The following is a 25908-nucleotide window of genomic DNA, read 5'->3' as shown; positions in this document are numbered from 1 at the left end:
GTGAGAGAGGATCCGTCAAAACCCGGCGGGAAGTGAGAGAGGGACAGATTCAGCGCTCCCGCTGGGGCTCTCCGGCTACGGTCCTGGCGGCTTCGACCTCGAGCATCAGCACTCCACCCTCGTCCACCAGTTTGGGTTGGTACACGTGGGCCTTGCGCTTGTAGCTCAGGTAGGCGATACAGCCGTTGGCGTGGGCCATTTTTTCGAGCATGATCTCGGACCCGGGGACCAGGAGCTGGCCGAGGGTGAGTCCGACCGTGTTTTCCTGGGCTATTTCGTCGCCGAGGGCTGTGGTCTCCCGGAGGGCGATGGCTTCCGCGGCGCACACCCAGCGGCCCCAGACTCCCTTGCTTCCCAGGATGCTCGGCTGCTGGTTCACGGGGACCGTAGCGGCGAAATAGCGCGTGTTGAAACGCGTGTGCGCGAAGTCGGGGCTGAGCCAGTTGACCAGGGGCTTCAGCAGGTCCGTGCGCAGTGAAAGGCCACGCTTGGCGAGCACTTCGCTGAAGGACTTCTCCTGGCTGGACACAGCTTCCCGGGCTTTCATCCATTCCACCGTGGAGTTGGCCTCCACCGTGGAGGAAGCGTCGGGGCCGGCAAGGAGGACGCCGGTTTCCTCGAAGAGTTCGCGGATGGCGCCCACCACGTGGCGGCGGGCGAGTCCGACGTCGTCCGTTCCCATGTGCTCAGCCCAATACTGCGGTGAGGGACCCAACCAACCGACGGGGTCGTCGTCGGATGGGTCCAGGGATCCACCAGGGAACGCGACGACACCCAACGGTGAGGAGCCTGGCCTGTAACCAAGCCAGGTCTCCAGACCGGTGGGTGAGTCCCGCAAGAGGACGACGGATGATGCATAGCGGGCGGCCCTGGGGGTCCGCTCGCCGAGCTCAAGCCAGTTTCGTGCCGCCCCTTCGAGTGCCGGAGGGAGTGCGAACAGGCGGCGGGCAAGCTGCGGCAATTGGGTGGACCGGTTCCTTAGCTGAATTCAGCGATGAGCTCGACTTCGACCGGAGAGTCGAGCGGCAGGACGGAAACGCCGACGGCGGAGCGTGCGTGCTTGCCGGCGTCGCCCAATACCTGGCCGAGAAGTTCGGAGGCGCCGTTGATCACGCCGGGCTGGCCCGTAAAGGTGGGCTCGGACGCAACGAAGCCGACTACCTTGACGATGCGGGTGATGCGGTCGAGGTCGCCAATGACGCTCTTAACGGCAGCGAGGGCGTTGATCGCACAGACAGCGGCGTAACGCTTGGCATCCTCGGGATCAACGGTGGGCTCGTCGGAGGCACCCAACTCGCCGAGGGAGACCTTGCCCGTAGCTTCGAGTTTGCCCTTAATAAAGGGCAGCTGGCCGGACGTGTAGACGTAGTTGCCGGAGACGATCGCCGGCACGTAGTCGGCAACAGGTGCGGCGACCTCGGGAAGGGTCAAGCCGAGCTCGGCGAGACGCTGCTCAACGGCCGACGTCGGAGCGCCGGATTCCGCGGCAGACGTGGTTTCTGCGGGGGTTGTCATGGTTACTGCTTCTCCCTCTTCAGGTATGCAACAAGGCCTTTGCCATCGGGGCCACCGACGACCTGGACAAGCTCCCAACCGTCCTCGCCCCACTGGTCCAGGATCTGCTTCGTGGCGTGGATAATGAGCGGAATCGTGGCGTACTCCCATTTGGTCATGACAGAAAGCCTAGCCCTTGCCGGTAAAGTGGAAAACATGGTGACTCGCAAGAACCCCATATTCGACACTGCCACCACCCTCGGAAAGATTTTAGGTTTCCTTGGCGTGAGCGCGATTTGTGGCGTCCTGGTGGCGGGCCTTTTGGTCCCCGCAGCCGCCGTTTCGGGCAGTGCCGCAAGTGGTTCAATCCAGTTCTTTGACACTCTGCCGGCAGAGCTGCAGGTGGACCCGCCGAGCCAGAACACAACGATTCTGGCGAAGGACGGCACACCGATTGCCTCGATCTACGCTGAGAACCGGACCAAGGTCCCGCTGGATCAAATGAGCCCGTTCATCAAGGACGCTGTCATCGCTATCGAGGACAGCCGTTTTTATGAGCACGGCGGCATCGACACCACCGGCATCATGCGAGCCATCGTGAGCACCGCCCGCGGCAACAAGCAGGGCGCGTCCACCATTACGCAGCAATACGTTAACAACGTCATCAACGAATCGCTGGTGGCATCCGGCAAGGACGAAGACGTCAAGCTGAACGGCCTGAACAAGGGCGTCGGCGATAAGCTCCGCGAGATGAAACTGGCTATTGCCCTTGAGAAGAAGTTCAACAAGGAGCAGATCCTCGAGGGCTACCTCAACATCGTGTTCTTCAACCGTGACGCGTACGGCATTGAAGCTGCCTCCAAGTTCTTCTTCAGCACTTCAGCCAAGGATCTGACGCTTCCGCAGGCAGCCTTGCTGGCTGGTTTGGTGAACAGCCCGTCCGCCTTCGATCCGATCACCAACCCGGATAACTCCAAGAAGCGCCGCGACCTCGTGCTGGCTGCCATGGTGAACCAGGGCAAGATCAGCCAGGCAGAGTACGACGAAGCGGTAGCCACCCCTGTCACCACCAAGGTCACTCCCGCACGCCAGGGTTGCGCATACGCCACCATGGCTCCGTATTTCTGCGACTATGTGCTGCACCTGCTCTTGAACAACCCTGCGTACGGCGAGACTTCGGACGAGCGCGAGAAGCGCGTCATGCGTGGCGGCCTTACCATCCGAACCACCCTCGATCCCACGGCGCAGACCGTTGCCCAGCAGCAGGTTGATGCGACGGCGGGCGCTAACCCGGACAAGTGGGGTGCTTCAATCACCTCCGTCCAGCCGGGCACCGGGCAGATCGTGAGCATGGCCCAGAACACTGTTTGGCTCCCTCAAGAGGGCAAGTTCGATCAGACGCAGAACTTCAATGTGGACGTCCTCGATGCCGAGGGCAACGACCTCAACGGCATTGGTGGCTTCCAGCCCGGTTCTACGATGAAGCCGTTTACGTTCGCTGAATGGCTGAACGAGGGCAAGTCAATGAATACGACAATCAACGCTTCGGTCCGCAGGTACCCCCAGAACTTCCGGTGGAGAAACACCTGTCCTGCGCCCACTGTTGGCTGGTATGACGCCACGAACGGCACTTTCGACCTGCAGAACTCCGACGAGGGTTACTACAGAAACATGACGGTCCTCTACGGCCTCATGAACTCCATCAACACAGCCACCTTTGCTTCGGCTTCCCAGCTGGACCTATGTGGCATCCAGGGCATTGTTGATGCGACGGGCATCCATGGCGGATTGCCCGCACGGGATGATACCGGCAAGATCACGGATCCCAATCCGAAGGTGCCCATGACCACTCTGGGTAACCTCATTGGTTCCACCCAGACTGCGCCTCTCACCATGGCCAGCGCCTTCGCCACGTTTGCTGCCGACGGCAAGTACTGCCAGCCAATCGCGATTACCTCGGTGAAAGACCAGTCCGGTGCCGATCTCCCGGCCCAATCCTCCAACTGCAAGGATGCCGTCAAACCTGAGGTTGCCCGAGGTGTTGCTTACGCGATGGGGAAGGTGCTCGACGAGGGCTCTGGCTCTCTGATCCGGCCAGCCTTGAACTCCAAGAACTTCCCCGTAGCCGCCAAGACCGGTACCAACGACACCAATGGTTCCACCTGGGTCGTCGGCTACACCACCGGGTTGGCCACGGCTTCCTGGTTCGGCGACCCCTTGGGTGACCAGAAGCGTCCCGGACGTAACCTGACCGTCAACGGCAAGTTCTACCAGTCCATCGATGGTTACATGATTGCTGGTCCGCAGTTCACCAACTACATGCTGTCCGTTGCCCCTGCGTATGGAACCAACCCGTTCCAGGCGCCGCCGTCCAACCTCCTCGGAGGCCCTGCTCCACAGCGCAGTACGGCGCCAGCACCCACGCAGAACAATCCCGCCCCGCCGACAGCCCCCGCCAACAACGGTGGCAACAATGGGAATGGGAACAACAACGGCCCTGGCAAGGACTAAGCGTGCAGTTCCCTGATTCCCTGGCAAACTGCGTCCGCACTATCGGGCGCGGTTTCGCCGTCACTACTGCCCTCGGTGCCACAGCGGGCGCGGCAGCTGCTGCCTACGGTTGGTGGGAAAAGGACCAGTTCGGAGTCCGTCATGAGACTCTCCCCATCCTCCCGGACGGTTCGGATCCCTTCCGCGTACTGCACCTGAGCGATATCCATTTCGTTCCGGGACAGGACAAGAAAACCCAGTGGCTGCAGTCTTTGGCGGATCTGAAGCCCGATCTTGTAGTCAACACCGGCGACAACCTCAGCCACGAACAGGCCGTCGATCCGCTGATCACTGCTCTCCGGCCTCTCATGGAATTTCCTGGCGTCTTCGTCCCGGGCTCCAACGACTACTACGCACCGAGGATCAAGAACCCGGCGGGCTACTTCCGCGGACCGTCGAAACTCAGGACCGATCCGATCAAGCTCGACTGGCCCAGGTTGCGGTCTGCGTTCGGCATGGGAGGCTGGGTCGACCTCACAAACCGAGCCCAGTCGGTGGTGCTGAATGGCCTGCGTTTCGATTTCTCGGGCGTCGATGATCCCCACTTGAAGCGCGAACGTTATGCCGGTTGGCCGCGCGGCACCGTGAACCAGGATGCCCGTCCGCACCTGAAGGTCGCCGTCATCCATGCGCCGTACCAACGCGTCCTCGATCACTTCACTGAAGCCGAGGCCGATCTCATCCTCGCCGGACACACTCACGGCGGCCAGATCTGCATCCCCGGTTACGGCGCTATCGTCTCCAACTGCGACCTCCCGACATGGCGGGCCAAGGGCCTCCACGATTGGGAAAGCGACGGATTCACGACGCCGGTGAACGTATCAGGCGGCATCGGCACCTCGCGCTACGCCCCGGTCCGGATCGCGTGCCGCCCGGAAGCGGTCCTGCTGACGCTCACGGCCCGCAGCTGACGCTCACCGTTCTCAGGCAAACGCGACGGCCAGCTAAACGCACGGGCCATTACGAATCTCAATAACTGGCGAACTTTCCACATAGCAAAGTGTGGTCCTGTGAAACGAATCACGGCATGGCATAGGGTAGTTGCTACGGGAAACTACCTCTGCACCATCTGAAGATCCAGCTGTTGAGAAGCGGGCATGTCCAAACAAACGTCATTCTTCACATCCGTCGGCCGCCTGTACCCTCATGTGCGGCCCATCCTCCCCCGGCTTTTCATGGGCCTCCTCTGCGCCCTGCTCGCCAGCATCGTCGCACTGACCATCCCTCAGGTGTTGCGTGTATTGGTCAACACCTCGCTTCAACCCGGCGGTGACCCAGGCGCTGTCTGGATTGCCGCCGTCGTGATTCTTGCGCTTGGTGTGGCTGAAGCCGGACTGGTGGCCTTGCGGCGGCAGTTCGTGATCAACCCGGCCACGACGGTCGAGACCAGGATGCGCGTATCGCTGTATGGTCACCTCCAGCAGCTCACAGTGTCTTTCCATGACCGTTGGGGCTCCGGGCAGTTGCTGTCCCGCGCCATGACGGACTTGAGTTTTCTACGCCGCTGGATGGCGTTCGGCGCGATCATGCTGGTGGTCACCACGTTGACAGTGATCATCGGCGTCGGAGTCATGTTCTCCATGAGTTGGCAACTGGCGTTGATTTTCCTCGGCGCGGCTGTGCCGATCATGGTCAATTCGTTCCGCTTCCGCCGTCGCTTCAGCCTGGTCACGCGCCTCAGCCAGGACCAGGCCGGTGATCTTGCCACCACTGTGGAAGAGTCCGTCCACGGCATCCGCGTCCTGAAGGCTTTCGGCCGCAGCCGCGAAGCGCTGGAGAATTTCAACGGCCAGGCAGAAGAGCTGCGGCAGACAGAGATTGCCAAGGCGAAGCAGCAAGCCGGCTTCACGCTGGTGGTCACGTTGCTGCCTGAGCTGGCGCTGGGCGTCGGCCTGGTGGTGGGCATCATGCTCGCGGCAAGCGGCCAGCTGAGTATCGGCTCGCTGGTTGCATTCTTCGCGACCGCCGCCGTGGTGGCCACTCCCGTGGAATTTTCCGGCATGCTCCTGGCCATGGCGCTGACTGCCAAGACTGCACTGGACCGGCACTTCGAAGTCATGGACACCGAGAAAACTATCACCTCGCCGGATCATCCTGAGCTGCCGGCAACGGTGAAGGGCGCCCTGCGCTTTGAGCATGCGGGCTTCGGATTCGACGACGGCGGTACGCTCCTGCACGACATCACCCTGGACATTCGTCCCGGCGAAACCATGGCACTGGTGGGCATCACCGGCAGCGGCAAGAGCGCCCTGCTCCAACTGGTCCCCCGTCTTTACGACGTCACAGTAGGCTCCGTGACGATTGACGGCGTGGACGTCCGCGACTACGACATCGAGGAACTCCGGCGCATCGTTGCGGTGGCTTTCGAGGACACCACCCTGTTCTCCAGCTCTGTGCGGGACAACGTCCTGCTCGGCTCCCCTGAACCCAGCGACGCAGCCCTGGATGAAGCCTTGGACGTCGCCCAAGCCCACTTCGCGTACTCTTTGCCCGAAGGTGTGGACACGCTGATTGGTGAGGAAGGATTGAGCCTTTCAGGTGGCCAGCGGCAGCGCATAGCTCTTGCCCGGGCCATCGCAGCGAAGCCGAAAGTCTTGGTCTTGGACGATCCCCTCTCGGCCTTGGACGTCAACACCGAAGAACGCGTGGAAGCCCGGCTCCGCGAAGTACTGCACGAGACGACCACGCTGATCGTCGCGCACCGCCCTTCGACTGTGGCATTGGCGGACCGCGTGGCCTTGCTTGAGAACGGAACCATCACCGCCGTCGGAACCCACACGGAACTGTTGGCTGAAAACGCCCACTACCGCTACGTCATCGCAAGCCTGGATACCGGTCCCAGGGACCTGGACAGCGAACTGGACGAGCTCGAAGACGCCGAGGAGGCCCGCCGGTGAGCGCCACAACTTTTGGAACCGCCAACGAGGACAACACGCTCCTAAGCAAAGCGGACAGCAAAGCAGTACGACGCCGGTCGCTCGCCTTGCTGGGCTCGCTGATCCGCCCCGTGCGCTTGCGTTTCTGGATGACAATCGTGATGGTGGTGGTTTCGCAGCTCACCCGCGTCGCGGGGCCGGCCCTGATCGCCTTTGGCATCGACACCGCTTTGCCCGCACTGCAAGCCGGCGACAATGGCCCGCTGGTACTCGCCGGTGCGTTGTACTTGGCCGCGGCCGTCGCTACCGCTGCAATGACCGCCCTCTATGTAACGTCCACGGCCCAATTGAGCCAGGCCATGCTGCTGGACCTACGGGTCCGCGTGTTCAGGCACACCCAGCGGTTGAGCCTTGAATTCCATGAGAAGTACACGTCCGGTCGCATTATCGCCCGTCAAACCTCGGACCTCGAGGCGCTGCGGGAATTGCTGGACTCCGGCGTGAGCTCGCTGGCCTCGGGCATGCTGTTTATGCTCTTCACAGCCTTCACCGTGTTTGCCTTGGACTGGCGCAGTGGATTGATCATGCTTGCGGCGGGCGTGCCCATGTTCTTACTCGCGCGCTGGTACCAAAAGCATTCACAGATCGCGTTCCGGGAATCTCGGGTGGTTTCGGCGCGGCTGATCGTGCACTTCGTGGAAACCATGACCGGAATCCGCGCGGTGAAGGCCTTCCGCAAGGAGCGCGAGAACGCCGACCGCTATGGTGCGTTGGCTGAGGACTACCGCAAGAACACTGTCCGCTCCATCAACCTGAACGGCATCTTCCAGCCGGGGCTGGTACTGATCGGCAACGTGTGTGTGGCGGCGGTCCTGTTGTTCGGCGGGTTCAGGGTGCTCAGCGGTGACCTGGCCGTGGGCGTCCTCCTGGCCCTGATTTTGTCCACGAAGCGCTTCTTCCAACCGGTGGACCAGATGGCTATGTTCTACAACTCCTTCCAGAGCGCCCAAGCGGCGCTGGAGAAAGTATCAGGGCTCCTCGAAGAGGTGCCCACCGTCCGGCCGCCAAAGAACCCTGTGCCGCTGAAGAGTTCACGCGGCGAGATCGACTTCAAGGGTGTGCAGTTCGGGTACAGCGATGGCAAGGTGGTTGTGCCCAAGCTGGACCTGCACATTCCGGCTGGCCAAACCGTTGCCTTGGTTGGGCAGACGGGCGCCGGCAAATCCACTCTTGCCAAACTCGTTGCGCGCTTCTACGACGTCACGTCAGGCGCCATCACTTTGGATGGCGTTGACCTTCGGGACCTGGCTACCACCGACCTTCGCCGCGCAGTGGTCATGGTGACCCAGGAAGCCTTCCTGTTCAGTGGCTCCGTGGCGGAGAACATCGCGCTGGGCCGGCCGGAAGCCTCGCGTGCTGAAGTGGAGGCCGCGGCCAAAGCAGTGGGCGCCCATGAATTCATCATGAGTTTGCCCGAGGGATATGACACGGATGTCAATAAGCGCGGTGGCCGCGTCTCGTCGGGCCAGCGACAACTTATTGGATTCGCCAGGGCTTTCCTCGCCGCGCCTGCCGTTCTGATCCTGGACGAAGCCACGTCTTCGCTGGATATTCCTTCCGAGCGGATGGTGCAGGCAGGACTCGCCCACCTTCTGGAGGGTGTTGCAGGCCAGAATGCTGCCCGTACCGCCATCATCATTGCCCATCGCCTCTCCACAGTGGAGACGGCGGACAGGGTGCTGGTGGTGCACGACGGCCGGATTGTTGAGGACGGAACACCGGCGGAGTTGATCACTGGTGGTGGCCAGTTTGCCCGGCTCCACGGAGCATGGCGGGACTCGCTCGTGTGAGGAGCGACACCCCTTCCTCGATTTCGCATCCCGCAGCGATTCAGCTATCCTTGAACAGTTGCTTTCGCAGCGGATCGGGATGTAGCGCAGCTTGGTAGCGCGCTTCGTTCGGGACGAAGAGGTCGCAGGTTCAAATCCTGTCATCCCGACCAAAAAGGAAAATGGCGTCGAGAAATCGGCGCCATTTTCGTTTGCCCGGATCTCCTGACACGTACGACCAATGGTCATTTGTTCCACGGAGCCAATGGGCTTCAATAGATTTACAAACTCGTGCTTCATGGTTGCCCCGCTACCTGTGGAACCGGCGGACTTCCCACGCCGCGTACTCGGCGAAGGGATCTGAGAGGTAGTTGAGCCGCTCCGATGTGCGAGGGTCACCGTCGGACTGCAACTGCGCCTCCCGGCTCAACATGCCGGTCAGATGCATGCCAGTTGCCGTAACCTAGCCGGTTGCTTGGACACGCGCCGCCGTCACGAGCCCATTGGCCGCTTCGGCATTCTGGCGCCACTGGAGGGACCTGCACTCGGAACGCAAGGACCCCTCGGGAGGCGCTGAGGGAGAGTGATCTTGCCACTCGGGCCGGGACTGAGCTCTGTCATGCCCCTATCTTTCGATCTTGGATGTCTCCTGCTCTTGATGAGCAACTGGTAGACGCCCTGGGCACGGCGATCCGTAGGTGTGTCGTGACCGAAAAGTGCACATCTGGGAGATTTTCCGGCCACCATGGAATATATGGAAGGAACGCTCACCCAGGAGCTAGGTGATCACAGCGAGCTAGCGCCGTGTGTCCCGAGTGAACTGGACAAGTACCTCCCCGACTGGCGCAGCCGCCGCGATCTGCTGAAGGTGCGCACTTGGTTGAGGAGGCCTGGTGATGGTTAACCGCAGTGAATACGCGGAAACACGAACCACGTGCAGGTTGGAGTCGCTGTGAGTCCGAGGCCGGGAGGTGAAGCCGACAAGCTGGGGAACAAGTACGAGGCGGCATGGGCAATTAGGCATGCGCTCTACTGCATCGCCGATGGCCGCCATTCACTGACGTTAGAAGACGTAGACATCGAAGTCGGCAAAGGTTCGGAGTTCACCTTTGCGAGCAGTGCATCCACCGAGGTTCATCAGCTCAAACGCCAGAACGGAAACAGTAATAGCTGGACGGTGAAGTCCCTGGCTGACCTCAATGTCTTCGAAGCGGCGGCCACTCATGTTGCCGCAGGTCGTGAGTTTCACTTCGTTTCTCTAGTCCCTTGCCGTTCGTTGCAGGAGTTGGCTGAGCGAGCTCGCAAGTCGCCCGACCTGACCTCGTTCACCCAGTCCTGGCTGACAGGCGAGCTCCTTCCGGTCTTTGATCAGTTGTCCGCCACGGGCCTTCTTGGTAGTCCGATGAAGGCCTGGGACACTTTGCGAGGCATGTGGTTCTCGGTCCAAGACGAGCACGACATCATCAGAATGAACGGGATGCTCGCCGCACGCCAGTTGGGTGGGGCGACGGGTCATCTGATTGCGCTCGCGGTCGGAGACATCCTTCTTGACAACCTTGGCCGACGTCTTACCCGGAATGAACTTCTGGAGCTGCTCGCTCTGCAAAATATCCGTCCAATCGAGGCTGCTTCGCACCAAAGCGCCCGCGAGCAAGTAGGTGCCCTTACGAACAGTTGGCGCGAGTCGGTCCAACGCGAACTACTGCAGCCTCGCATTGAGCGAGCAGAAGCCCCTAAGCTAATCGACGTGCTTCGCGACTACAGGATGGGCTTCGTGGCCGGTACGGCGGGTGGCGGCAAGAGCTCCGTTCTGGAGCAATCCGTCGAGTCACTTGAAGCGACAGGCGTGAAAGTGCTCGCCATTCGCCTTGACCGCCTCGACTCGTTTGCTTCGACGACGGACTTAGGCCGACAACTTGGACTAGAGACCTCGCCGGCTGTTGTATTGGCGATGGCAGCCGAGGACCGGGGCGCGATTCTTGTTATCGATCAGCTCGATGCAGTCAGCCTTGCGTCCGGGCGAATGCCCGAGAGCTTCGACATCGTTGTGGACCTCATTGGAGAAGCGTTGTCGGTGTCGGGCATCAAAGTCATCCTCGCCTGCCGTGAGTTCGACATCGACAACGACCATCGGATTCGATCACTGACTGACCGGCCGGATACGGCGAAGGTGTCCGTCGGGCCTCTCTCTGATGAAGCAGTCAACGCCGCCGTCACTGAGATGGGTCTCGACGCGACGCGTCTGACCCCTTCCCAGCGATCAATCGTGCGAACTCCGATGCACCTCGTGCTACTCAAAACGATCGCTGGCCAGGAGGGAGCGTTGGCGTTTCAATCCAAAGGATCATTGTTTGAGGCCTACTGGGAACGTAAGCGACAAACTTCTCGTGCAAGGCGAGCTGATGTGCGATTCAACGAGGTCCTCAGCCGGGTCGCGAACGCGGCGAGCGACCGCCAGACGCTTTCCGTCCCAGTCGAGATTCTTGATGAGGGCGACCTGATCGAGGATGCGAACGTGCTCGTATCGGAGCACGTCCTAGCACGTGACGGCGACCGGATGGCCTTCTTCCACGAGACGTTCTTCGACTACGCGTTTGCTCGGCAATGGGTGTCGCGATCAGAGTCATTGGTCGACTTTCTGCTTCGGGACGAGCAAGAGCTGTTCCGCAGAGCTCAGGTTCGTCAGATCCTGCAGCACCTATATGAACGCGAGCCTGAACGTTTCCGAGTCGAAGCATCGGCCGTGTTGGTGAGTGAACAGATACGCTTTCACATCAAGGCAACAGCGCTCGCAGTCCTTTCTAACCTCAGCGCTCCGACCAGCGAGGACGCCGAAGCGGTCTTCGAGGTTGCCGCAACGGCTCCGCGGCTCGCGGAGCAACTCTGGTTGCATACACGCCGAGCCCCGTGGTTCAGAAGGTTTTACGAAGACGGCACAATCGCCGCCTGGCTTGATAGAGAGGAGCCGGCTCTTCGGCAGCGCGCAGTAAACCTCATGGCAAGCGCGATCAAGGAAGCACCGGGCGAAGTCGCAGAGCTTCTACATGCTCGTCGAATTGCGCCTGAGTACCTCAAATGGCTGCGCTGGATCACCCGGTTCTCGGATGCCCACGAGAGTCGCGCGCTATTCGACCTAGTACTCGCGGCGGTCGTCGAAGGTGGCTTCGATGCCGCTGATCATGAGTTGTGGCTATCGGTCCATGACCTTGCGAAGCACAAGCCGCTTTGGGCGATTGAGTTGATCCAAGCACGGGTCGTTAACCACCCAGAAGGACTCCTGCTCGAGGACAGTGGGAAGGTGGCTCTCCTCAAGCTTCGCGAGTACGGCGCAGCAAAGCTGGTGCGCGAATCCGCCGCAGCCGAGCCTCTGGCCTTTGCCCAGGCTGTCGTGCCGTATCTACTTCGGGTTATGGCCGCCACGGCCTATGAGCCCCGCCCCGATGACCCCATTCGTGACCGACACTTCTCCGCGCGGTTTGATGTCGACGATCTAAACGACAGAGAGCTTGACGATGCGCTCTTCACCGGCTCAGTTCGTGCACTCGAAGCGCTTGCTCGGACCTCACCTCAGGAAGTTCAACCGCTTCTCGAGGAACTCGCCGCCGATCCGCACGATGCGGCACAATTCTTGCTCTACCGGGCGCTCACTGCGGGTGCTGCCAACTTCGCTGATTGGGCTGCGACCCTGATCTCGGAAGGCGGTGCTCGTCTTGATTGTGGCTACATGTCAGACTCAGACTGGGCCGCGCGTGAATTGGTCCAAGCCGTTGCTCCGCGCCTTAGCGATGAGGTTCACCGGCAGCTCGAAGACCAGTTCCGCGACCTGCGCAATGAACACGAGATTCGACACAGTTTCGGACGATCTGCGTTCACCTTCCTCTCGGCCCTTGAGGAGCATCGCCTAAGCCTATCCGGTGTGCGTCGGCTGGGAGAGTACCGCCGAAGGTTTCAGGAAGACGAACCGTCAAAGCCGCGGGGCATTATCGGCGGCACAATCGGTTCGCCAATCGGGTCGCAAGCAGCAAGCAAGATGACCGATGAGCAGTGGCTCAAAGCCATGATCAAGTACAAATCTGACGAAACGAATTGGGGTACCTTCACTGGTGGAGCCCGCGAATTGTCGCATGTTCTGCGGGAGCAAACTGCTGCCAACTCAAACCGCTTCGCCCGTCTGGCACTCAGACTGACACCAGAACACAACGCAGCCTACGCCGATGGCATCTTGATGGGCTTCGCGGATGCCGACCACTCTGACGAGACCGGCCCACTGATTTATGAGGCCGTTCGACACATCGCGTCCCTGGGGCATACTGACGTCGACCGTTGGCTTGGCAACGCACTGCGACACTACTACCGCGACGTGCCGCTTGATCTAGTCGAACTTCTCCGCGATCGCGCACTTCAGTCCTCGGACCCCGCAGACGACTCGCCTATCTTCACTGGCGAGGGAGACGACGGCAAAAGTGCTGCCGATATGCACACCAATGGCATCAACACGGCGAGAGGCAGTCTTGCCGAGACGCTTGGCGATCTGCTGGTCTACGACGCTGACGGCGAGCGAACTGAGATCGTTCGACCGCATCTCGATGCTCTCGCTAGCGACCCAGTGCTCTTCGTCCGATCGTGTGTAGCACATACGGTGGCAGCATCACTTCGACATGCTCGTCCGGATGCCGTCGCGGCGTTCGAGAAGTTGATCGATGCCGACGACCGAATCTTGGCAGCGGTGATGGTGCAGCGGTTGATGCTCTACATTGGCAATGTAGATCCAGAGATCATTGCCCCGGTCATTCAGCGGATGCTGGAGTCTCGGGACGCAGAGGCACGCGAGGCGGGCGGAGCACTCGCCGCATTCGCTGCCCTCGAATGGAGCCGTCCCGAGTTGATGACGCAGGTATTGGCAGGTGACGCCAAGACGCGCAAGGGTGCCGCAGAGATCTGCGCCAATCGAGTTGACCGCACGTTGAATGCCGAGCTTGCGAGCTCCACTCTCATCGATCTAATGAATGATGATGATGACGAAGTCCTAGAGGCCGCCGCGAATGTCGCTCCTCACCTACGCGGCCACCCATTACGCCCCTTCGGTGACCTGCTGACTGCACTCATTGAATCGCCGGCCTACGACCATGCCACGCCGCAGCTCCTTCTCACACTGCAGCACGCGCCAGACAAGATTGATGAACTCGCTCTGAAAGCGTCGCTACGGTTCATTTCCGTCTTTGGCAGTGATGCCAGCGACATCAGGACCAGTGCCGCTGGCGACGCTCACTACATCAGCGAGCTTGTAGTCCGCGGCTTGGCCCAATCTCGCAGCAGAGGCCATCGGGCGGCATTGCTCGACGTCCTGGACACCCTCCTCGAGCTCGGCGTATACGGCGTGGACAACGCAATCGCAGAAGCTGAGCGACTGTAGAAACCCGTAGACAAACAAACCTGCGCTTGACAACCTTGCACGTCATATAGGCTGCCCAAAAGCCATCCTTGAGATGGCCACGTGACGAGCAAGATATCGACGACAAGCCGGAGCCCTAGTCCGATGTACTGGCCGGGAGAAACAGTCGGGCGGTATCGTAGCTGCAGCCAACGAGCTTGGCGAGCCGCGGATGACCACCCCCTGTTTCCGGAGCTGAAGAATCTCCTTCTCCTTGACTGGCGTCAGACCGCGAGGCTTGGAGGCGACACCGTGTTCGGCTAGCAGGCGGAGGAAGCTTGATTTGGCGATGCCATGTTCACGCGCCAGTGCCGTGCTCATTTCGCCAGCTTGGAAGCGAGCGACGAGTTGTGCCAGCTCGTCAGGCGTGAAGCGGTCAGCAAGGCGGTATCGCTGCGTCTTACGGACTACATGTGGTGGACGTCGCTGAATCTGGCCAGTGTCCAAGCGCATCAGCGCAGCCGCGATGGTCTCCATCTGCTCAATTTTGTCGCAACTATGCTTCGAGTAGCGTCCTAGGACCTCCACCAAACACGAGAATGGCGTCGAGAAATCGGCGCCATTTTTGTTTGTCCGGATCTCTCAAGCTTCTACCAACGACGCCCATCTTCACCCGCGCCACACATCCACGCTGCCGACGCGCACATCCGGGCGTCGCCAGCCCGTTTCTGGTTCTTAGGCGAATTTGGGTGTCACCGCCGGGACAAAGGCAAAAGAAAACCCCGGAGCATCGCTCGTCACGCTCCGGGGTTTTCTTCAGCAACTACTGATTTACATAGGATCCGGCCAGTTGCCGATGGACGACGTCGTGTACGTCGTGTCACCTGACTTGGTAGGTACCGTGGTGGTGGACCTCATAGGATCGGGCCAGTTACCAATAGCACTTACCGAGCCGGAGTCTGCCGCTGCAGCAGCAGAGACGACTGCGGGAGCCGCAACCGTAAAAGCGAGAGCGCCTGCCAAGGCCACCGAAGCGGCCATTTTCTTGAACATAATGTTCCCCAATGCGAGTCGGATTCGTTACGGAAATTGCACGGTCCCTGTTGACATACATTGTAAAATGTTTTCCACAGAGACTGTCAAGGTTTTGGTGAAAAGACACCTGTAGGAGGGCCCCGTGGGAAACGGATTCGGCGAGAAGCTACGTGCCGAACGGCTCGAACGCGGGTTAACGCAGGCAGAACTGGGCAAAAACCTGTATTCCCCGAGCTACATTTCGCTGCTTGAAACAGGCCGACGCGAGCCTACTGCCGAGGTCATCGAAGAGCTGGCACGCAGGCTGGAGCTGGCGCCCAAGGCGTTGGAAGCCTGGAGCCAACCTGTATCGGTGAGCGACGCGGAGTACGTGCTGGCCGGCTTGTATGCCCGGCAAGCGTGGGACCTGCGCGACTACCAACTCGCAGCAAGCCATGCAGCAACTGCGGCGCAGATCGCCCTCGAGGCGAAAAACAACAGCGCTTGGTGGAATATGACCTATATGCAGGCCGAGTGTGTCATGAAGCAAGGCCAGCTCAAGGAATGCCAGCAAATTGTCGAGCATTTGCTGGAACATCCCATGGCGACGGAATCTGCAGGCCTTGGCGTGCGGGCATGGCAGATGCTTGCCGCGGTCTGTCACGGACAGGGTCAGCTGGCCACCGCCGTCGAGCATGCAAAGAAGGCCGTGCAACTGTCCGAACAGCTGCCCAAGGGCTCCACACTGATCATCGGCGCGCACCGCGCGCTGATCGGCGCCCTGGCCGAGAGCGGCAAGCTGGACGAAGCGTGGCAGTACTGCCTGACCATGATCGAGCATATGGACGAGCACTCCATGTCCCAGCTGGCCGGCGAGGTCGCGTGGGTTGTGGGCAACGTTGCTTTCATGCGACACGACTACGTGGAGGGCATCAAACACCACGAGCGCGCGGCAAAGCTGCTCTCCCCCGCCAACGACATCGAACTGTGGGCCCGTTTCAACAAGGCATCGGCAGCCGTAAGGTTGTCGTCCGGCATTGTTGAGCCCGAAACCCTGTCCGCCATTGAACGTGCCGAGCTCGCGCTATCCATCGTCGGCGGAAACAAGACGGACCAGCTTGAAGTAGCCTTCATCCGCGCCCGCTGGCTATATTTGACGGGCGATATTCCGGCAGCCGTGGACAAGCTTCGCGAGATCTACAAGGACCGCAAGGTATTGGCCCGCCACACGGCTGGCGAAGTCTCGCTGTTGCTGGGGAAGTCCTTGAAGGCAGCTGGTGAGACCACGGAAGCCTTGCACTACCTGGAAGAGGCCCAGCACGATTTCAGTGCAGCCGGCGCCTCGGATCGGGTCCAGCAAGCCATGGATGCTGTCCTGGAGATCCGCCTGGCGGAACGCCGCGCTGCTGCATCACACCCGGAAGCGCATCCCGAAGCCCATTCCGAAGCCAGCTAAACCCAAGTAAGTCGCAGTTAATCGCGTTTTGAGGGGTCAAAACGCGCTTAACTGCGACTCAGTTGGATTACCTAGGCGAAGGTTCGGCCCGTCAGTTTCTCGTAAGCTTCCACATAGCGGGCGCGGGTGCGCTCCACGACTTCAGCGGGCAAGGCCGGTGGAGGTGTGTCCGAGGACTTATCCCAGCCGGACTCGGCCGAGGTCAGCCAGTCACGGACGTACTGCTTGTCATACGAGGGCTGCGACTTACCCGGCGCATAAGTGGATGCGTCCCAGAAACGGGAGGAGTCCGGGGTGAGGACTTCGTCGCCCAGGGTGATGATGCCCGTGTACGTGTCGAGGCCGAACTCCACCTTGGTGTCAGCGAGGATGATGCCCCGCTCGCGGGCGATCTCCTCAGCGCGGGTGTAGATCTTCAGCGTGAGTTCGCTGAGGCGGGCGGCGATGTCGTCACCGACCATGGCTACGACGTCGTCATAGGTGATGTTGACGTCGTGCTCGCCGACGTCGGCCTTGGCAGACGGCGTAAACAGTGCCTTCTCCAAGCGGGAACCGTCAACAAGCCCCTCGGGAAGCGGGATGTCGCAGACCGTGCGGGAGTGCTTGTACTCCTCCAGGCCGGAACCGGTGAGGTAGCCACGGGCGATGCACTCCACCGGGAACATCTCCAGCTTCTTGCAGATCATGGCCCGGCCCTCGACGGCGGCAGGAACGCCACCCTCAACCGTGGAGGCCAGCACGTGGTGCTCAACATCCAACTGATCGAACCACCACAGGCTGAGCTGCGTCAGTATGCGGCCCTTGTCAGGGATTTCGCTGCTCAGGACATGGTCATAGGCACTGATGCGGTCGCTGGCGACCACCAGTACGCATTCCTGCCCGACCTTTTCCGTGATTGATTCATCGGTAGGGACGTAGAGGTCGCGAACCTTGCCGGAATAGACATGCGTCCAGCCCGGAAGCTGCAGGGTCTCGGTTTTAAAACCGCCTGTGGGGAGCGAATCAGTCATGCTCAGGCCTGTACTTTCGGGATGGTTCCGGTTGCTGCGTAGGGCACTCGGATTTCGCCGCGGGCGGCTTTGCCTCCGATATCCGTACGGAACTGTGAGCCTTCAAGCTGAACCAGCTCAACGCCGTCGTACGCTTTTTCGCGGGCCTCCACCAGGTCGGAACCCAGCGCGACCACGGCGAGCACGCGGCCGCCGGCGGAAACCACTTTGCCCTCCTCGTCCAGCTTGGTACCGGCGTGGACAACGTGGACGCCTTCGAGCTCGTCCACCTTCTTCAGGCCGCGGATGCGATCCCCTGTGCGGGGAGCATCCGGATAGTTTTCGGCGGCCACGACGACGGCGACTGCCGTGTCCTTGGACCAGCGCAACTCTTCTGCGGTGTCCAGTTCGCCCTTGGCAGCTGCCAGAAGCAGCGCACCGAGCGGGGTCTTGAGCCGGGCGAGGACTGCCTGGGTCTCGGGGTCTCCGAAGCGAACGTTGAACTCGATGACGCGCGTGCCGCGCGACGTGAGTGCAAGGCCGCAGTACAGCACTCCGATAAAGGGGGTGCCGCGGCGGGCCATCTCATCCACGGTGGGCTGGGCGACGCGGTCGATAACTTCCTGGACCAGCCCTTCGGGAGCCCACTCGAGCGGAGTGTAGGCACCCATGCCACCGGTGTTGGGGCCTTCGTCGTTATCGAAGATGCGCTTGAAGTCCTGCGCCGGAGACAGGGGAACGGTAGTGCGGCCGTCGCAGAGGACGAACAGGGAAACTTCGGGGCCATCGAGGAACTCTTCGATGACAACTGTTCCACCGGCGTCGAAGCAAGCCTGCGCGTGCGCGAGGGCTTCCTCGCGGTCGTTGGTGACTACAACGCCCTTGCCTGCGGCGAGGCCGTCGTCCTTTACAACGTGCGGAGCGCCGAACGTAGCCAGGGCGTCAGCGGCTTCCTCAGCGTTGGTGGCAACGCGGGCCATGGCCGTGGGAACGCCGGCTTCAGCCATGATCTGCTTGGCGAAGGCCTTGGATGCTTCGAGCTGGGCTGCTTCCTTGCTGGGTCCGAAGACCGGAATCCCGGCTGCACGGACGGCGTCGGACACACCGGCGGCCAGGGGAGCCTCCGGACCGACGACAACCAGATCCACGCCCAGCTTGGTGGCGAGCGCGGACACGGCTTCCGGGTTGTTCCCGTCAATTGCGTGCGTGGGAACGAGTTTGCTGATGCCCGCGTTGCCCGGAGCCGCGTGGACCTCGGAAACGTTGGGATCTTCAAGCAGAGAGCGGACAATGGCGTGTTCGCGGCCGCCTGGGCCAATGACGAGTACCTTCACAGTCTTCAAGGGTACTTTGTGTAGGGCGCGGGGCCTAAGCTGTGTCGTTCCCCGGCAACGGATGACTGGATCCGGGACCGCGCCCGGACCTCGCATGTGACCGGGGAACACAGCCGTCGCGCCCTAGACTGGCCTCATGCCCATGAGTTCGCATGAAACGTTCAACGTTGAGTCCGCCGTCGAACTGGCAGTCATCGAACGCAGTGGCTTTATCGAGTCCCGGCACATCGGTGCTGCCGTCGTCCTTGCCGGTGACGGAAGCGTGGTTATCCGGCTTGGTGACATCGATGCTCCCATTCTGGCCCGCTCCACCCTGAAACCATTCCAGGCCCTCGCTGCCATGCAGTCCGGCGTTCCGCTCCGGGGCGCTCAGGTGGCCGTCGCCTGCGGAAGCCACACCGGTTCACTGGACCACATGGACGTGGTGGAGGGAATGCTCAAAGCGGCAGGTGTCCGCGAGGACCAGCTTCAGTGCCCCACCGCGTGGCCGCAGGACGAAATCGCCCGCAACTGGCTGGTCCGTTCCGAGCGCGGCCAAACCAGGCTCGCCTTCAATTGTTCCGGGAAGCACGCGGCTTTCCTCTGGGCCTGCACGGAAAACGGCTGGGACCTTCGCAGTTACCTTGAGCCGAATCATCCGCTGCAGCAACGCGTGCGGTCCGTGATTGAGGAATACAGCGGCGAAACGATCTCGCACCTGGGCATTGATGGCTGCGGAGCACCCGTTGCGGCGATCTCGCTGACTGGACTGGCACGGGCGTATTCGCGGTTGGCTAAATCACCGGGCGATTCCTCCTCGAACGCACGCGCCGCGACCATCGCCACCTCCATGCTGGACTACCCGTGGGCGGTCCAGGGCAAGGGCGAGTCCAACACGATCGTCATGGAAGAGCTGGACATCCTGGCCAAGATCGGCGCCGAAGGGATTCTGGTCCTTGCCACGTCCACCGGTGCCACCGTCGCGGTCAAGGTGCTGGACGGGAACCTCCGCGCTACGTCCCTGGTGGGCTTAACCCTTCTTGCCGTCAGTGGCGCGGTGGACATTCCCGCGGTTTCCAACGTCCTGGAACGTGTCGTGGAACCCGTGCTGGGCGGCGGGCGGCCCGTGGGCAAGATCCGCCTGGGCCACGCCGTATCGGCGATGCTCGACTGAGCCGGCCCGTTACTGAGTCACCTAGTTATATAAGGAAAGAAACCATGGCAGTTGCACGACGCCGCATTGACGTCGACGAGGGCCGCGCTGCGCTGGCAGCCTGGCAATCCGCCGTCGAGCGTTCGAACGGAGAAACCAGTGTGGCCGCAGCACCGCCGTCGCGCTCTTTGATTGCGACGGCGGTGCGCTACTCGCTTGAGGAAGTCACCGCCCGTGCGCCCGGAAATTCGGTGGAGGTCCGCGTGCCCCCGTTCGGCGTCACGCAGTGCGTTGAAGGGCCCCGCCACACCCGCGGCACTCCCCCGAACGTCATAGAGTGCGACGCCGCCACGTGGCTTGAGTTGGTTACCGGCCGGATCTCGTGGGGAGACGCCGTTTCGGCTGGCCGCGTTGCCGCGTCCGGACTGCGCGCGGACCTCTCGGAACTGCTTCCCCTCTAAACACAGTTGATGCCCTCAAGACCGAAGTCATAAGGGCATCAGCTGTACACAAACCATGAAGTTAGTCGGGGCAGATCGGGGTGGTTGGTTGCCCTGGCTTGCTCATCTCGAATTGCGGGATTTCGTCCGCTGTGGGACCACCACGGAATTTCGGTGAGGGGTGGTGGCCTTCGCTGAGGCGTTCGAGTTCCTGTTCCTCGAACACTTCCTCCTGGCCGAGCATGATGGCCGAATCCTCGTTGGTAATCTCGCCGTTGAAAGCACGGACCATGACGCTGCGGTCGAACTGGCCTTCCCACTTGGCTACAACGAAGGTGGCTACGCAGTTGCCCAGCAGGTTGACGACGACGCGCATGGAGTCCATGAGGCGATCAGCTCCGAGGAGGAGTGCCACGCCGGCAACCGGGAAGATGCCAAGGGCTGCAGCCGTGGCCGAGAGTGCCAGGAACGATGAGCCCGGGACGCCCGCCATGCCTTTGGAGGTCAGGAGCAGCACACCCAGTGCGGCCAACTGCTGGCCGAGGTCCAGATGGTGGCCGAACGCTTGGGCCAGGAACAGAAGGGAGATGGAAAGGTAGATCGCTGCACCATCAAGGTTGAAGGAGTAGCCGGTGGGAACCACCAGGCCGGTGGTCGCCCGGGAGCAGCCGGCGTTGGTCAACTTGGTCATGATGCGCGGCATGACAGCTTCCGTGGAGGCAGTGCCAAGGGCGAGCAGGAATTCCTCGCGGGTGTATTTCAGGAAGTGCCACAGCGGAACGCGGGCGAAGCCCCAGGCCACCAGGAACAGCAGGCCGATAAAGACGACGGCGGCTCCGTAGCAGGATGCGATGAGAAGCGCATACGTGCCAAGCGTGCCAAGCCCGTATTGGCCGATGATGAAGGCCATGGCGCCGAAAGCACCGATGGGAGCAACCTTCATGATCCAGGACATGATCTTGAAGATCAGCTCCAGAACAGTCTCCATGAGGCTGATCACCGGCAGGCAGCGCTGGCGACCGATGACCACGATCGCGGCACCGAAGAAGACGGAGAAGAAAAGCACCTGGAGCAGGCTGTTGTTGGCGAAGGCGCCGATCACACTGGTGGGGATGACGTCCAGCAGGAAGGCCGCAGCGTCCTTGGGAACTGCATGGCCGGTCTTTGCGTCCACGGCTTCCTGGGAAAGCGTGGAGGGATCGATGTTCAGGCCGGCACCGGGCTGAACGATGTTGCCCACGATGAGTCCGAAGACCAGGGCGAAGAGGGTGGCGCAGGTGAAGTAGAGGAGTGCTTTGACCCCGACCCTTCCGACCGCCTTGACGTCGCCGACTGCCGAGATGCCCGTGACGATCACGAGGAAAATCAGCGGGGCGATGATCATCTTGATGAGTTGAATGAATCCATCACCCAGCGGCCGGAGGGTGGACCCGAGGTTCGGCCAAAAATGACCGATGAGCACACCTGCGACGACGGCGATCAGGATTTGAAAAAAGAGCGACTTATACAGTGGCTTCTTCTTCAGCGGGGCCGAACTCGCCTTCAGCGCCGCAGAGTCTGGGATCTTCATTGATCTGAACCAATCAGTTGGGAACAGCCCCACATTTGGGGGTTGTTTTCAAATGTAAGCCCGCTCACATCATTCCGCAAGGGGAAATTGAATTTCCATATTGCGGAAAGTCACATTTGGATGCGAAGCCCTGCCGACGTGGCTTCCTGACCACTTTTGGCAAGGAAAGGCCCACGACACGCCCTGGAAATGGGCGTGCCGTGGGCAGAGTTGGAGCAAAGAAGGTCAGGACGACACAGTCAGGCCTGGGTGACTAGCCGCGGCCTATGAACGGCATGCCCGCGGCCGTCACCACCAGGGAACCAACGTTGGCCGACGCCGGCATGTTGGCCATCATCAGCACAGCACGGGCGGCGTCCCCCACGGGGAACATCGGCTCCACGCGACGGCTGCCATCGGCCTGCAAGGCACCCGAGCCGACTCCGATGGTGTCCATGATCTCGGTGCGGGTATTCCCGATATCGATCTGGCCACAGGTGATGCCAAAACCACGGCCATCCAGCTCGATGCTCTTGGTCAGGCCCGTCATCGCGTGCTTGGTCACCGTGTAAGCCACGGACCTGGGCCTGGGGGAATGCGCAGAAATGGAGCCATTGTTGATAATCCGGCCACCCCGCGGTTCCTGGGCCTTCATGGTCCTCACGGCCTCAGCGGCACACAGCATGGAGCCCGTGACATTCACGCGCAGCGTGGCCTCCCACTCATCGACGTCGATCTCGCCAACATCGCCGGCTGGTCCGAAGATGCCTGCGTTGTTGAACAGCACATCAACCCGGCCCCAGCGCTGGCGAACGGCAGCGAAAAGGCGCGCGACGTCGTCGGGCACTGTCACATCACAAGGCACGGCCAGGGCATCCGGATGGTTGTCCGCGGTTTCCAGCAACTGCGCTTCGCGACGCCCTGCCAACGCCACACGGTAGCCATCGGCGAGCATGAGCCGGGCTACGGCCCGCCCAATGCCGGAACCGGCACCGGTCACGACGGCGACCCTCGGGTCTGCGGGCGGGCGTGGGTCAGTCATGTGGTGCCTTTCAGGGAATCGCCTTCAACTACTGAGTAGCCAGCGTCAGCGCGTGGCCTCTGCGGACGGCTCAGAGGTGGGCTGGGCAGCTGTCGGTTGGGCTGCTGTTATCGGCCAGCCTATGACAGTCTTCGGACGCGGCGTTGCATAGGTGCGGACTTTGGACGTGGTGAGGCCGAGCCGGACCAAGGATTCAGCGATGGTGACGGCCGCAGCCACACCATCAACAACGGGCACGCCGGTGCGCTGCCGTACCTGCTCGTCGAGGCCAGCCATGCCACCGCAGCCAAGGACGATCACCTCGGCCTTGTCCTGGAGCACAGCTTGCTCGGCCTGGCCCACGATCGCTTCGACGGCGCGGTCCGGGTGTTCCTCGAGTTCCAGTACAGCCATACCGCTGGCGCGGACCGAGGCGCAGCGCGCGTCCAGCCCTGCAAGCTTGAGGCGATCCTCAATCAAAGGGACGGCACGGTCCAACGTAGTAACCACGGAGTACTTATGGCCGAGGAACATCGCGGTGCTGGCAGCAGCCTCGGTGATATCGACCACCGGGACATCGAGGAGTTCCTGCAACCCCTCGCGGCCATGCTCGCCATAGCCTGCCTGGATAACGGCGTCGAACGGTTCGGGATAGTTGACCACGGCGTCCATGACGGCGATCGCGGCAAGGTAGCTCTCGAAGTTACCCTCGCAGGAGTCGGCGCCAAAGCGTGGAGTAATGCCGATGATCTCAGTGCCGGGGGCTGCAGCAGCCCTGGCCTGGGCAGCGATGGAATCGGTCATGGACTGTGTGGTGTTCACGTTTGCGACAAGGATGCGCATGGTTTCCTCCGTATCAGTGGGTGCTGGCGACCGCGATCGGTTCGCCGGAGACGTCCTCGTGGGCCTGCTTCTTGTCAGCCACAGCGAAGTACGTGAGCGCGGCGACGCCGGCCCCAATGAACCACGCGAACGGTGCCGCGGGAGCCAGGCCTGGAATAAAGGCGATGGCAATGGCCAAGGCAGCTGCGGGGAGCATGGCAACGATGGCCTTGGGGTTCACGCCCCGCTTGTAGAAGTACGCGCCCTTGGGATCATCGGTGTAAAGCTCTGGGACGTTGACCTTGCCTCGACGGACCAGCCAGTAATCGGCCATGACCACTCCGAACAGCGGGCCGAGCAGGGCGCCCAGGCCACCGAGGAAGTACACGATCACGATCGGGTTGTTGTAGAGGTTCCACGGCAGGATGATCAAACCGATAGTGCCGCTGACCCACGCCGCTTTACGGAAGTTCAGGTGCCGCGGGAAGAGGTTGGTCAGTGCGTAGACGGGTGCTACGAAGTTGGCCATCAGGTTCACGGCGATGGTCAGGATCAGCAGGGCAAGGCAAGCCAGGACAAGCAACAGAGTATTAGGGATGCTCTGGACGATGTCCGACGGGCTTTCGATGACTGTGCCGTTGATCTTGTACTGCCCACCCGCCATGACCACCACGATTGCGCCGAATACCAGCATGTTGATGGGGATGCCCCAGAAGTTGCCCTTGACGATGGACTTCTTGGAGACAGAGGACCTGGTGAAGTCGCAGAAGTTCAGGACGAACGTTCCGTAGATGGAAACCCACAATGCCCCGCCGGCGAAGATGGTGAGCCACATGTCCGCACCTTCGAGCCCCTTGATGCCGCTCCACTGGATGGCTCCGCCGGCCTCGATGAAGACCCACACGGCAATCGCGGCCATGGTCACCAGGATGATGGGACCTGCGAAGGCCTCATATTTACGGATCATTTCCATGCCGAAGCTGACGATGACCAGCTGAACTATCCAGAGCGCCACGAAGGAGAGCCAGCCCAGCGTTGAAAGGCCCAGGATCGAGTTGCTGTCCAGATCCTTCAGGCCCGGGGCCATGGCAACGAGCATGACGCGAAGCACTACGGATGCCAGGTATGTCTGGATCCCGAACCAGGCGACAGCCACGGCGCCACGGACGAGGCTGGCGATCTGGGCACCGCGGATGCCGAAGCTGATCCGGCTCATGACGGGGAAGGGAACGCCGGTCTCCTGGCCCATGAATCCGGAGAAGTTCAAGAGGGCGAAGAGCAGGGTGGCCCCAATTCCCAGTGCCACCAGGATCTGCCAGCCGCCTAGACCGAGCGAGAACAATCCAATGGCGAAGGCATAGTTACCCAGGCTGTGGACGTCATTGGCCCAGAGGGTAAAGATGCTGTAGCTCGTCCACTTACGGCCTGCGGCCTTGGTGGGTGCGAGGTCAACGTTGTAAAGACTGGGGCTGATGGTACGGCCTGCGGCTTCGGAAGCAATAGCGCATAGGTCCGTGTTACCCACGGCCGGATGGTTGGGCCCACCTGCTGCTTTGTCTCCCGGAGTCTTAGTGACGCCGACTGATGAAGTCGTCTGCATCGTGGATCTCCACTTCGTACTGTTTCCACAAGGCGGAAACAAGTTATTGAATAGTGAAATTACTCTATGACGCAGGTCACGTCACGTCAAGGCGTCACAAGTGTATGGAGGGTCACATTCGGTTGATTGGCCACCTGTTTCCCAGTTGACTGTTGCGGTTACGTAATCCGTGTTGACGCTGCCCATCGGCAGACGTAATCTCGAATTGCAGAATTTTATTCTCACAATACGAAATTCCTTGAGCGCCCCCACAGAGCAAGCGCCCAGACATTCAATGAAGAGAGGTTGGACGTGGCTGCAGGAGAAGAGACCTCACACATCCTCAGCGGGTTGACTGCCCAGCTGCCTGATCGTGATCCGGAAGAGACCGCGGAGTGGATTGAGTCCCTTGATGCGTTGATCGCGGAGCAGGGCACGGAGCGTGCCCAGTA

General features: G+C 61.2%; 19 protein-coding genes and 1 tRNA gene. 9 read left to right on the top strand and 11 right to left on the bottom strand.

What is annotated here, in order from left to right; genetic code table 11:
- Window positions 1-49: 49 nt before the first annotated feature.
- From AC1DD7_RS20635 to AC1DD7_RS20625, 3 genes are read right to left on the bottom strand one after another with little or no spacing between them, the layout of a single operon-like run.
- On the bottom strand, window positions 50-961 hold the full coding sequence (locus tag AC1DD7_RS20635) for an NUDIX hydrolase (protein WP_477516389.1): 912 nt from the start codon (window positions 959-961) through the stop codon (window positions 50-52).
- Window positions 962-978: 17 nt separating this feature from the next.
- Window positions 979-1515, bottom strand: coding sequence for a RidA family protein (locus AC1DD7_RS20630; RefSeq protein WP_431116595.1), 537 nt, complete (start codon window positions 1513-1515; stop codon window positions 979-981).
- A 2-nt stretch (window positions 1516-1517) separates the two neighbouring features.
- Entirely contained in the window at window positions 1518-1673 is a 156-nt protein-coding gene (locus AC1DD7_RS20625) for a DUF4177 domain-containing protein (protein WP_011775990.1), read from the bottom strand.
- Between AC1DD7_RS20625 and AC1DD7_RS20620 the strand changes: the two genes are divergently transcribed.
- From AC1DD7_RS20620 to AC1DD7_RS20600, 5 genes are all read left to right on the top strand, one after another.
- On the top strand, window positions 1672-4005 hold the full coding sequence (locus AC1DD7_RS20620; protein ID WP_477516388.1) for a transglycosylase domain-containing protein: 2334 nt from the start codon (window positions 1672-1674) through the stop codon (window positions 4003-4005). The two genes, AC1DD7_RS20625 and AC1DD7_RS20620, sit on opposite strands and share 2 nt — an antisense overlap.
- Window positions 4006-4007: 2 nt before the next feature.
- Window positions 4008-4955 (top strand): metallophosphoesterase, encoded by a 948-nt coding sequence (locus tag AC1DD7_RS20615; protein ID WP_477516387.1) that lies wholly within the window; start codon window positions 4008-4010, stop codon window positions 4953-4955.
- Window positions 4956-5141: 186 nt separating this feature from the next.
- Complete coding sequence (locus tag AC1DD7_RS20610; RefSeq protein ID WP_477516386.1) at window positions 5142-6941, top strand: ABC transporter ATP-binding protein; 1800 nt, start codon at window positions 5142-5144, stop codon at window positions 6939-6941.
- Window positions 6938-8770 (top strand): ABC transporter ATP-binding protein, encoded by a 1833-nt coding sequence (locus tag AC1DD7_RS20605; RefSeq protein ID WP_477516385.1) that lies wholly within the window; start codon window positions 6938-6940, stop codon window positions 8768-8770. Before AC1DD7_RS20610 ends, AC1DD7_RS20605 begins: the two co-directional genes overlap by 4 nt.
- A gap of 75 nt (window positions 8771-8845) precedes the next feature.
- Window positions 8846-8922, top strand: a tRNA-Pro gene (locus AC1DD7_RS20600).
- 137 nt (window positions 8923-9059) lie between these two features.
- Here AC1DD7_RS20600 and AC1DD7_RS20595 read toward each other — a convergent pair.
- Window positions 9060-9197 (bottom strand): hypothetical protein, encoded by a 138-nt coding sequence (locus tag AC1DD7_RS20595; protein WP_477516384.1) that lies wholly within the window; start codon window positions 9195-9197, stop codon window positions 9060-9062.
- Between the two features lie 504 nt (window positions 9198-9701).
- Here AC1DD7_RS20595 and AC1DD7_RS20590 point away from each other — a divergent pair.
- A complete protein-coding gene (locus AC1DD7_RS20590) occupies window positions 9702-14162 on the top strand; it encodes an nSTAND1 domain-containing NTPase (protein WP_477516383.1) in 4461 nt (1486 codons plus the stop codon).
- A gap of 789 nt (window positions 14163-14951) precedes the next feature.
- Here AC1DD7_RS20590 and AC1DD7_RS20585 read toward each other — a convergent pair.
- Entirely contained in the window at window positions 14952-15173 is a 222-nt protein-coding gene (locus AC1DD7_RS20585; protein ID WP_224165320.1) for a hypothetical protein, read from the bottom strand.
- A 124-nt stretch (window positions 15174-15297) separates the two neighbouring features.
- Between AC1DD7_RS20585 and AC1DD7_RS20580 the strand changes: the two genes are divergently transcribed.
- Window positions 15298-16590, top strand: a complete 1293-nt coding sequence (locus AC1DD7_RS20580) for a helix-turn-helix domain-containing protein (protein ID WP_477516382.1) — start codon at window positions 15298-15300, stop codon at window positions 16588-16590.
- 71 nt (window positions 16591-16661) lie between these two features.
- Here the strand turns inward: AC1DD7_RS20580 and AC1DD7_RS20575 are convergent, their stop codons facing one another.
- Both AC1DD7_RS20575 and purD read right to left on the bottom strand, forming a co-directional pair.
- Complete coding sequence (locus AC1DD7_RS20575) at window positions 16662-17600, bottom strand: phosphoribosylaminoimidazolesuccinocarboxamide synthase (protein WP_477516381.1); 939 nt, start codon at window positions 17598-17600, stop codon at window positions 16662-16664.
- Between the two features lie 2 nt (window positions 17601-17602).
- The gene (purD, locus tag AC1DD7_RS20570; RefSeq protein WP_442018724.1) at window positions 17603-18913 is read right to left on the bottom strand and encodes a phosphoribosylamine--glycine ligase; all 1311 of its coding nucleotides are present in this window, start codon (window positions 18911-18913) and stop codon (window positions 17603-17605) included.
- Window positions 18914-19049: 136 nt separating this feature from the next.
- Here purD and AC1DD7_RS20565 point away from each other — a divergent pair, with 136 nt between their 5' ends.
- Entirely contained in the window at window positions 19050-20066 is a 1017-nt protein-coding gene (locus tag AC1DD7_RS20565; protein WP_477516380.1) for an asparaginase, read from the top strand.
- 44 nt (window positions 20067-20110) lie between these two features.
- A complete protein-coding gene (locus AC1DD7_RS20560; protein ID WP_477516379.1) occupies window positions 20111-20506 on the top strand; it encodes a sterol carrier family protein in 396 nt (131 codons plus the stop codon).
- A gap of 61 nt (window positions 20507-20567) precedes the next feature.
- Here AC1DD7_RS20560 and AC1DD7_RS20555 read toward each other — a convergent pair whose 3' ends face one another.
- From AC1DD7_RS20555 to AC1DD7_RS20540, 4 genes are all read right to left on the bottom strand, one after another.
- Window positions 20568-22055 (bottom strand): cation:dicarboxylate symporter family transporter, encoded by a 1488-nt coding sequence (locus AC1DD7_RS20555; protein WP_431116604.1) that lies wholly within the window; start codon window positions 22053-22055, stop codon window positions 20568-20570.
- A 253-nt stretch (window positions 22056-22308) separates the two neighbouring features.
- Window positions 22309-23076 (bottom strand): SDR family oxidoreductase, encoded by a 768-nt coding sequence (locus tag AC1DD7_RS20550; protein WP_477516378.1) that lies wholly within the window; start codon window positions 23074-23076, stop codon window positions 22309-22311.
- 45 nt (window positions 23077-23121) lie between these two features.
- Entirely contained in the window at window positions 23122-23898 is a 777-nt protein-coding gene (locus AC1DD7_RS20545) for an aspartate/glutamate racemase family protein (protein WP_477516377.1), read from the bottom strand.
- A gap of 13 nt (window positions 23899-23911) precedes the next feature.
- Window positions 23912-25477, bottom strand: coding sequence for an NCS1 family nucleobase:cation symporter-1 (locus AC1DD7_RS20540; protein ID WP_477516376.1), 1566 nt, complete (start codon window positions 25475-25477; stop codon window positions 23912-23914).
- Window positions 25478-25908: the final 431 nt, after the last annotated feature.

The organism is Paenarthrobacter sp. 10L412, from assembly GCF_056395565.1.
The sequence above is the reverse complement of the archived record's forward strand: the minus strand, read 5'-3'. Positions and strand labels throughout refer to the sequence as shown.

Bases quoted from the DNA above. Each gene is read 5' to 3' on its own strand.
- AC1DD7_RS20560 (WP_477516379.1), top strand. From the start codon at position 20,111: ATGGCAGTTGCACGACGCCGCATTGACGTCGACGAGGGCCGCGCTGCG.
- AC1DD7_RS20585 (WP_224165320.1), bottom strand. From the start codon at position 15,173: ATGTTCAAGAAAATGGCCGCTTCGGTGGCCTTGGCAGGCGCTCTCGCT.
- AC1DD7_RS20620 (WP_477516388.1), top strand. From the start codon at position 1,672: ATGACAGAAAGCCTAGCCCTTGCCGGTAAAGTGGAAAACATGGTGACT.
- AC1DD7_RS20555 (WP_431116604.1), bottom strand. From the start codon at position 22,055: ATGAAGATCCCAGACTCTGCGGCGCTGAAGGCGAGTTCGGCCCCGCTG.
- AC1DD7_RS20625 (WP_011775990.1), bottom strand. From the start codon at position 1,673: ATGACCAAATGGGAGTACGCCACGATTCCGCTCATTATCCACGCCACG.
- AC1DD7_RS20630 (WP_431116595.1), bottom strand. From the start codon at position 1,515: ATGACAACCCCCGCAGAAACCACGTCTGCCGCGGAATCCGGCGCTCCG.
- AC1DD7_RS20540 (WP_477516376.1), bottom strand. From the start codon at position 25,477: ATGCAGACGACTTCATCAGTCGGCGTCACTAAGACTCCGGGAGACAAA.
- AC1DD7_RS20545 (WP_477516377.1), bottom strand. From the start codon at position 23,898: ATGCGCATCCTTGTCGCAAACGTGAACACCACACAGTCCATGACCGAT.
- AC1DD7_RS20610 (WP_477516386.1), top strand. From the start codon at position 5,142: ATGTCCAAACAAACGTCATTCTTCACATCCGTCGGCCGCCTGTACCCT.
- AC1DD7_RS20575 (WP_477516381.1), bottom strand. From the start codon at position 17,600: ATGACTGATTCGCTCCCCACAGGCGGTTTTAAAACCGAGACCCTGCAG.
- AC1DD7_RS20550 (WP_477516378.1), bottom strand. From the start codon at position 23,076: ATGACTGACCCACGCCCGCCCGCAGACCCGAGGGTCGCCGTCGTGACC.
- AC1DD7_RS20565 (WP_477516380.1), top strand. From the start codon at position 19,050: ATGCCCATGAGTTCGCATGAAACGTTCAACGTTGAGTCCGCCGTCGAA.
- AC1DD7_RS20595 (WP_477516384.1), bottom strand. From the start codon at position 9,197: ATGCATCTGACCGGCATGTTGAGCCGGGAGGCGCAGTTGCAGTCCGAC.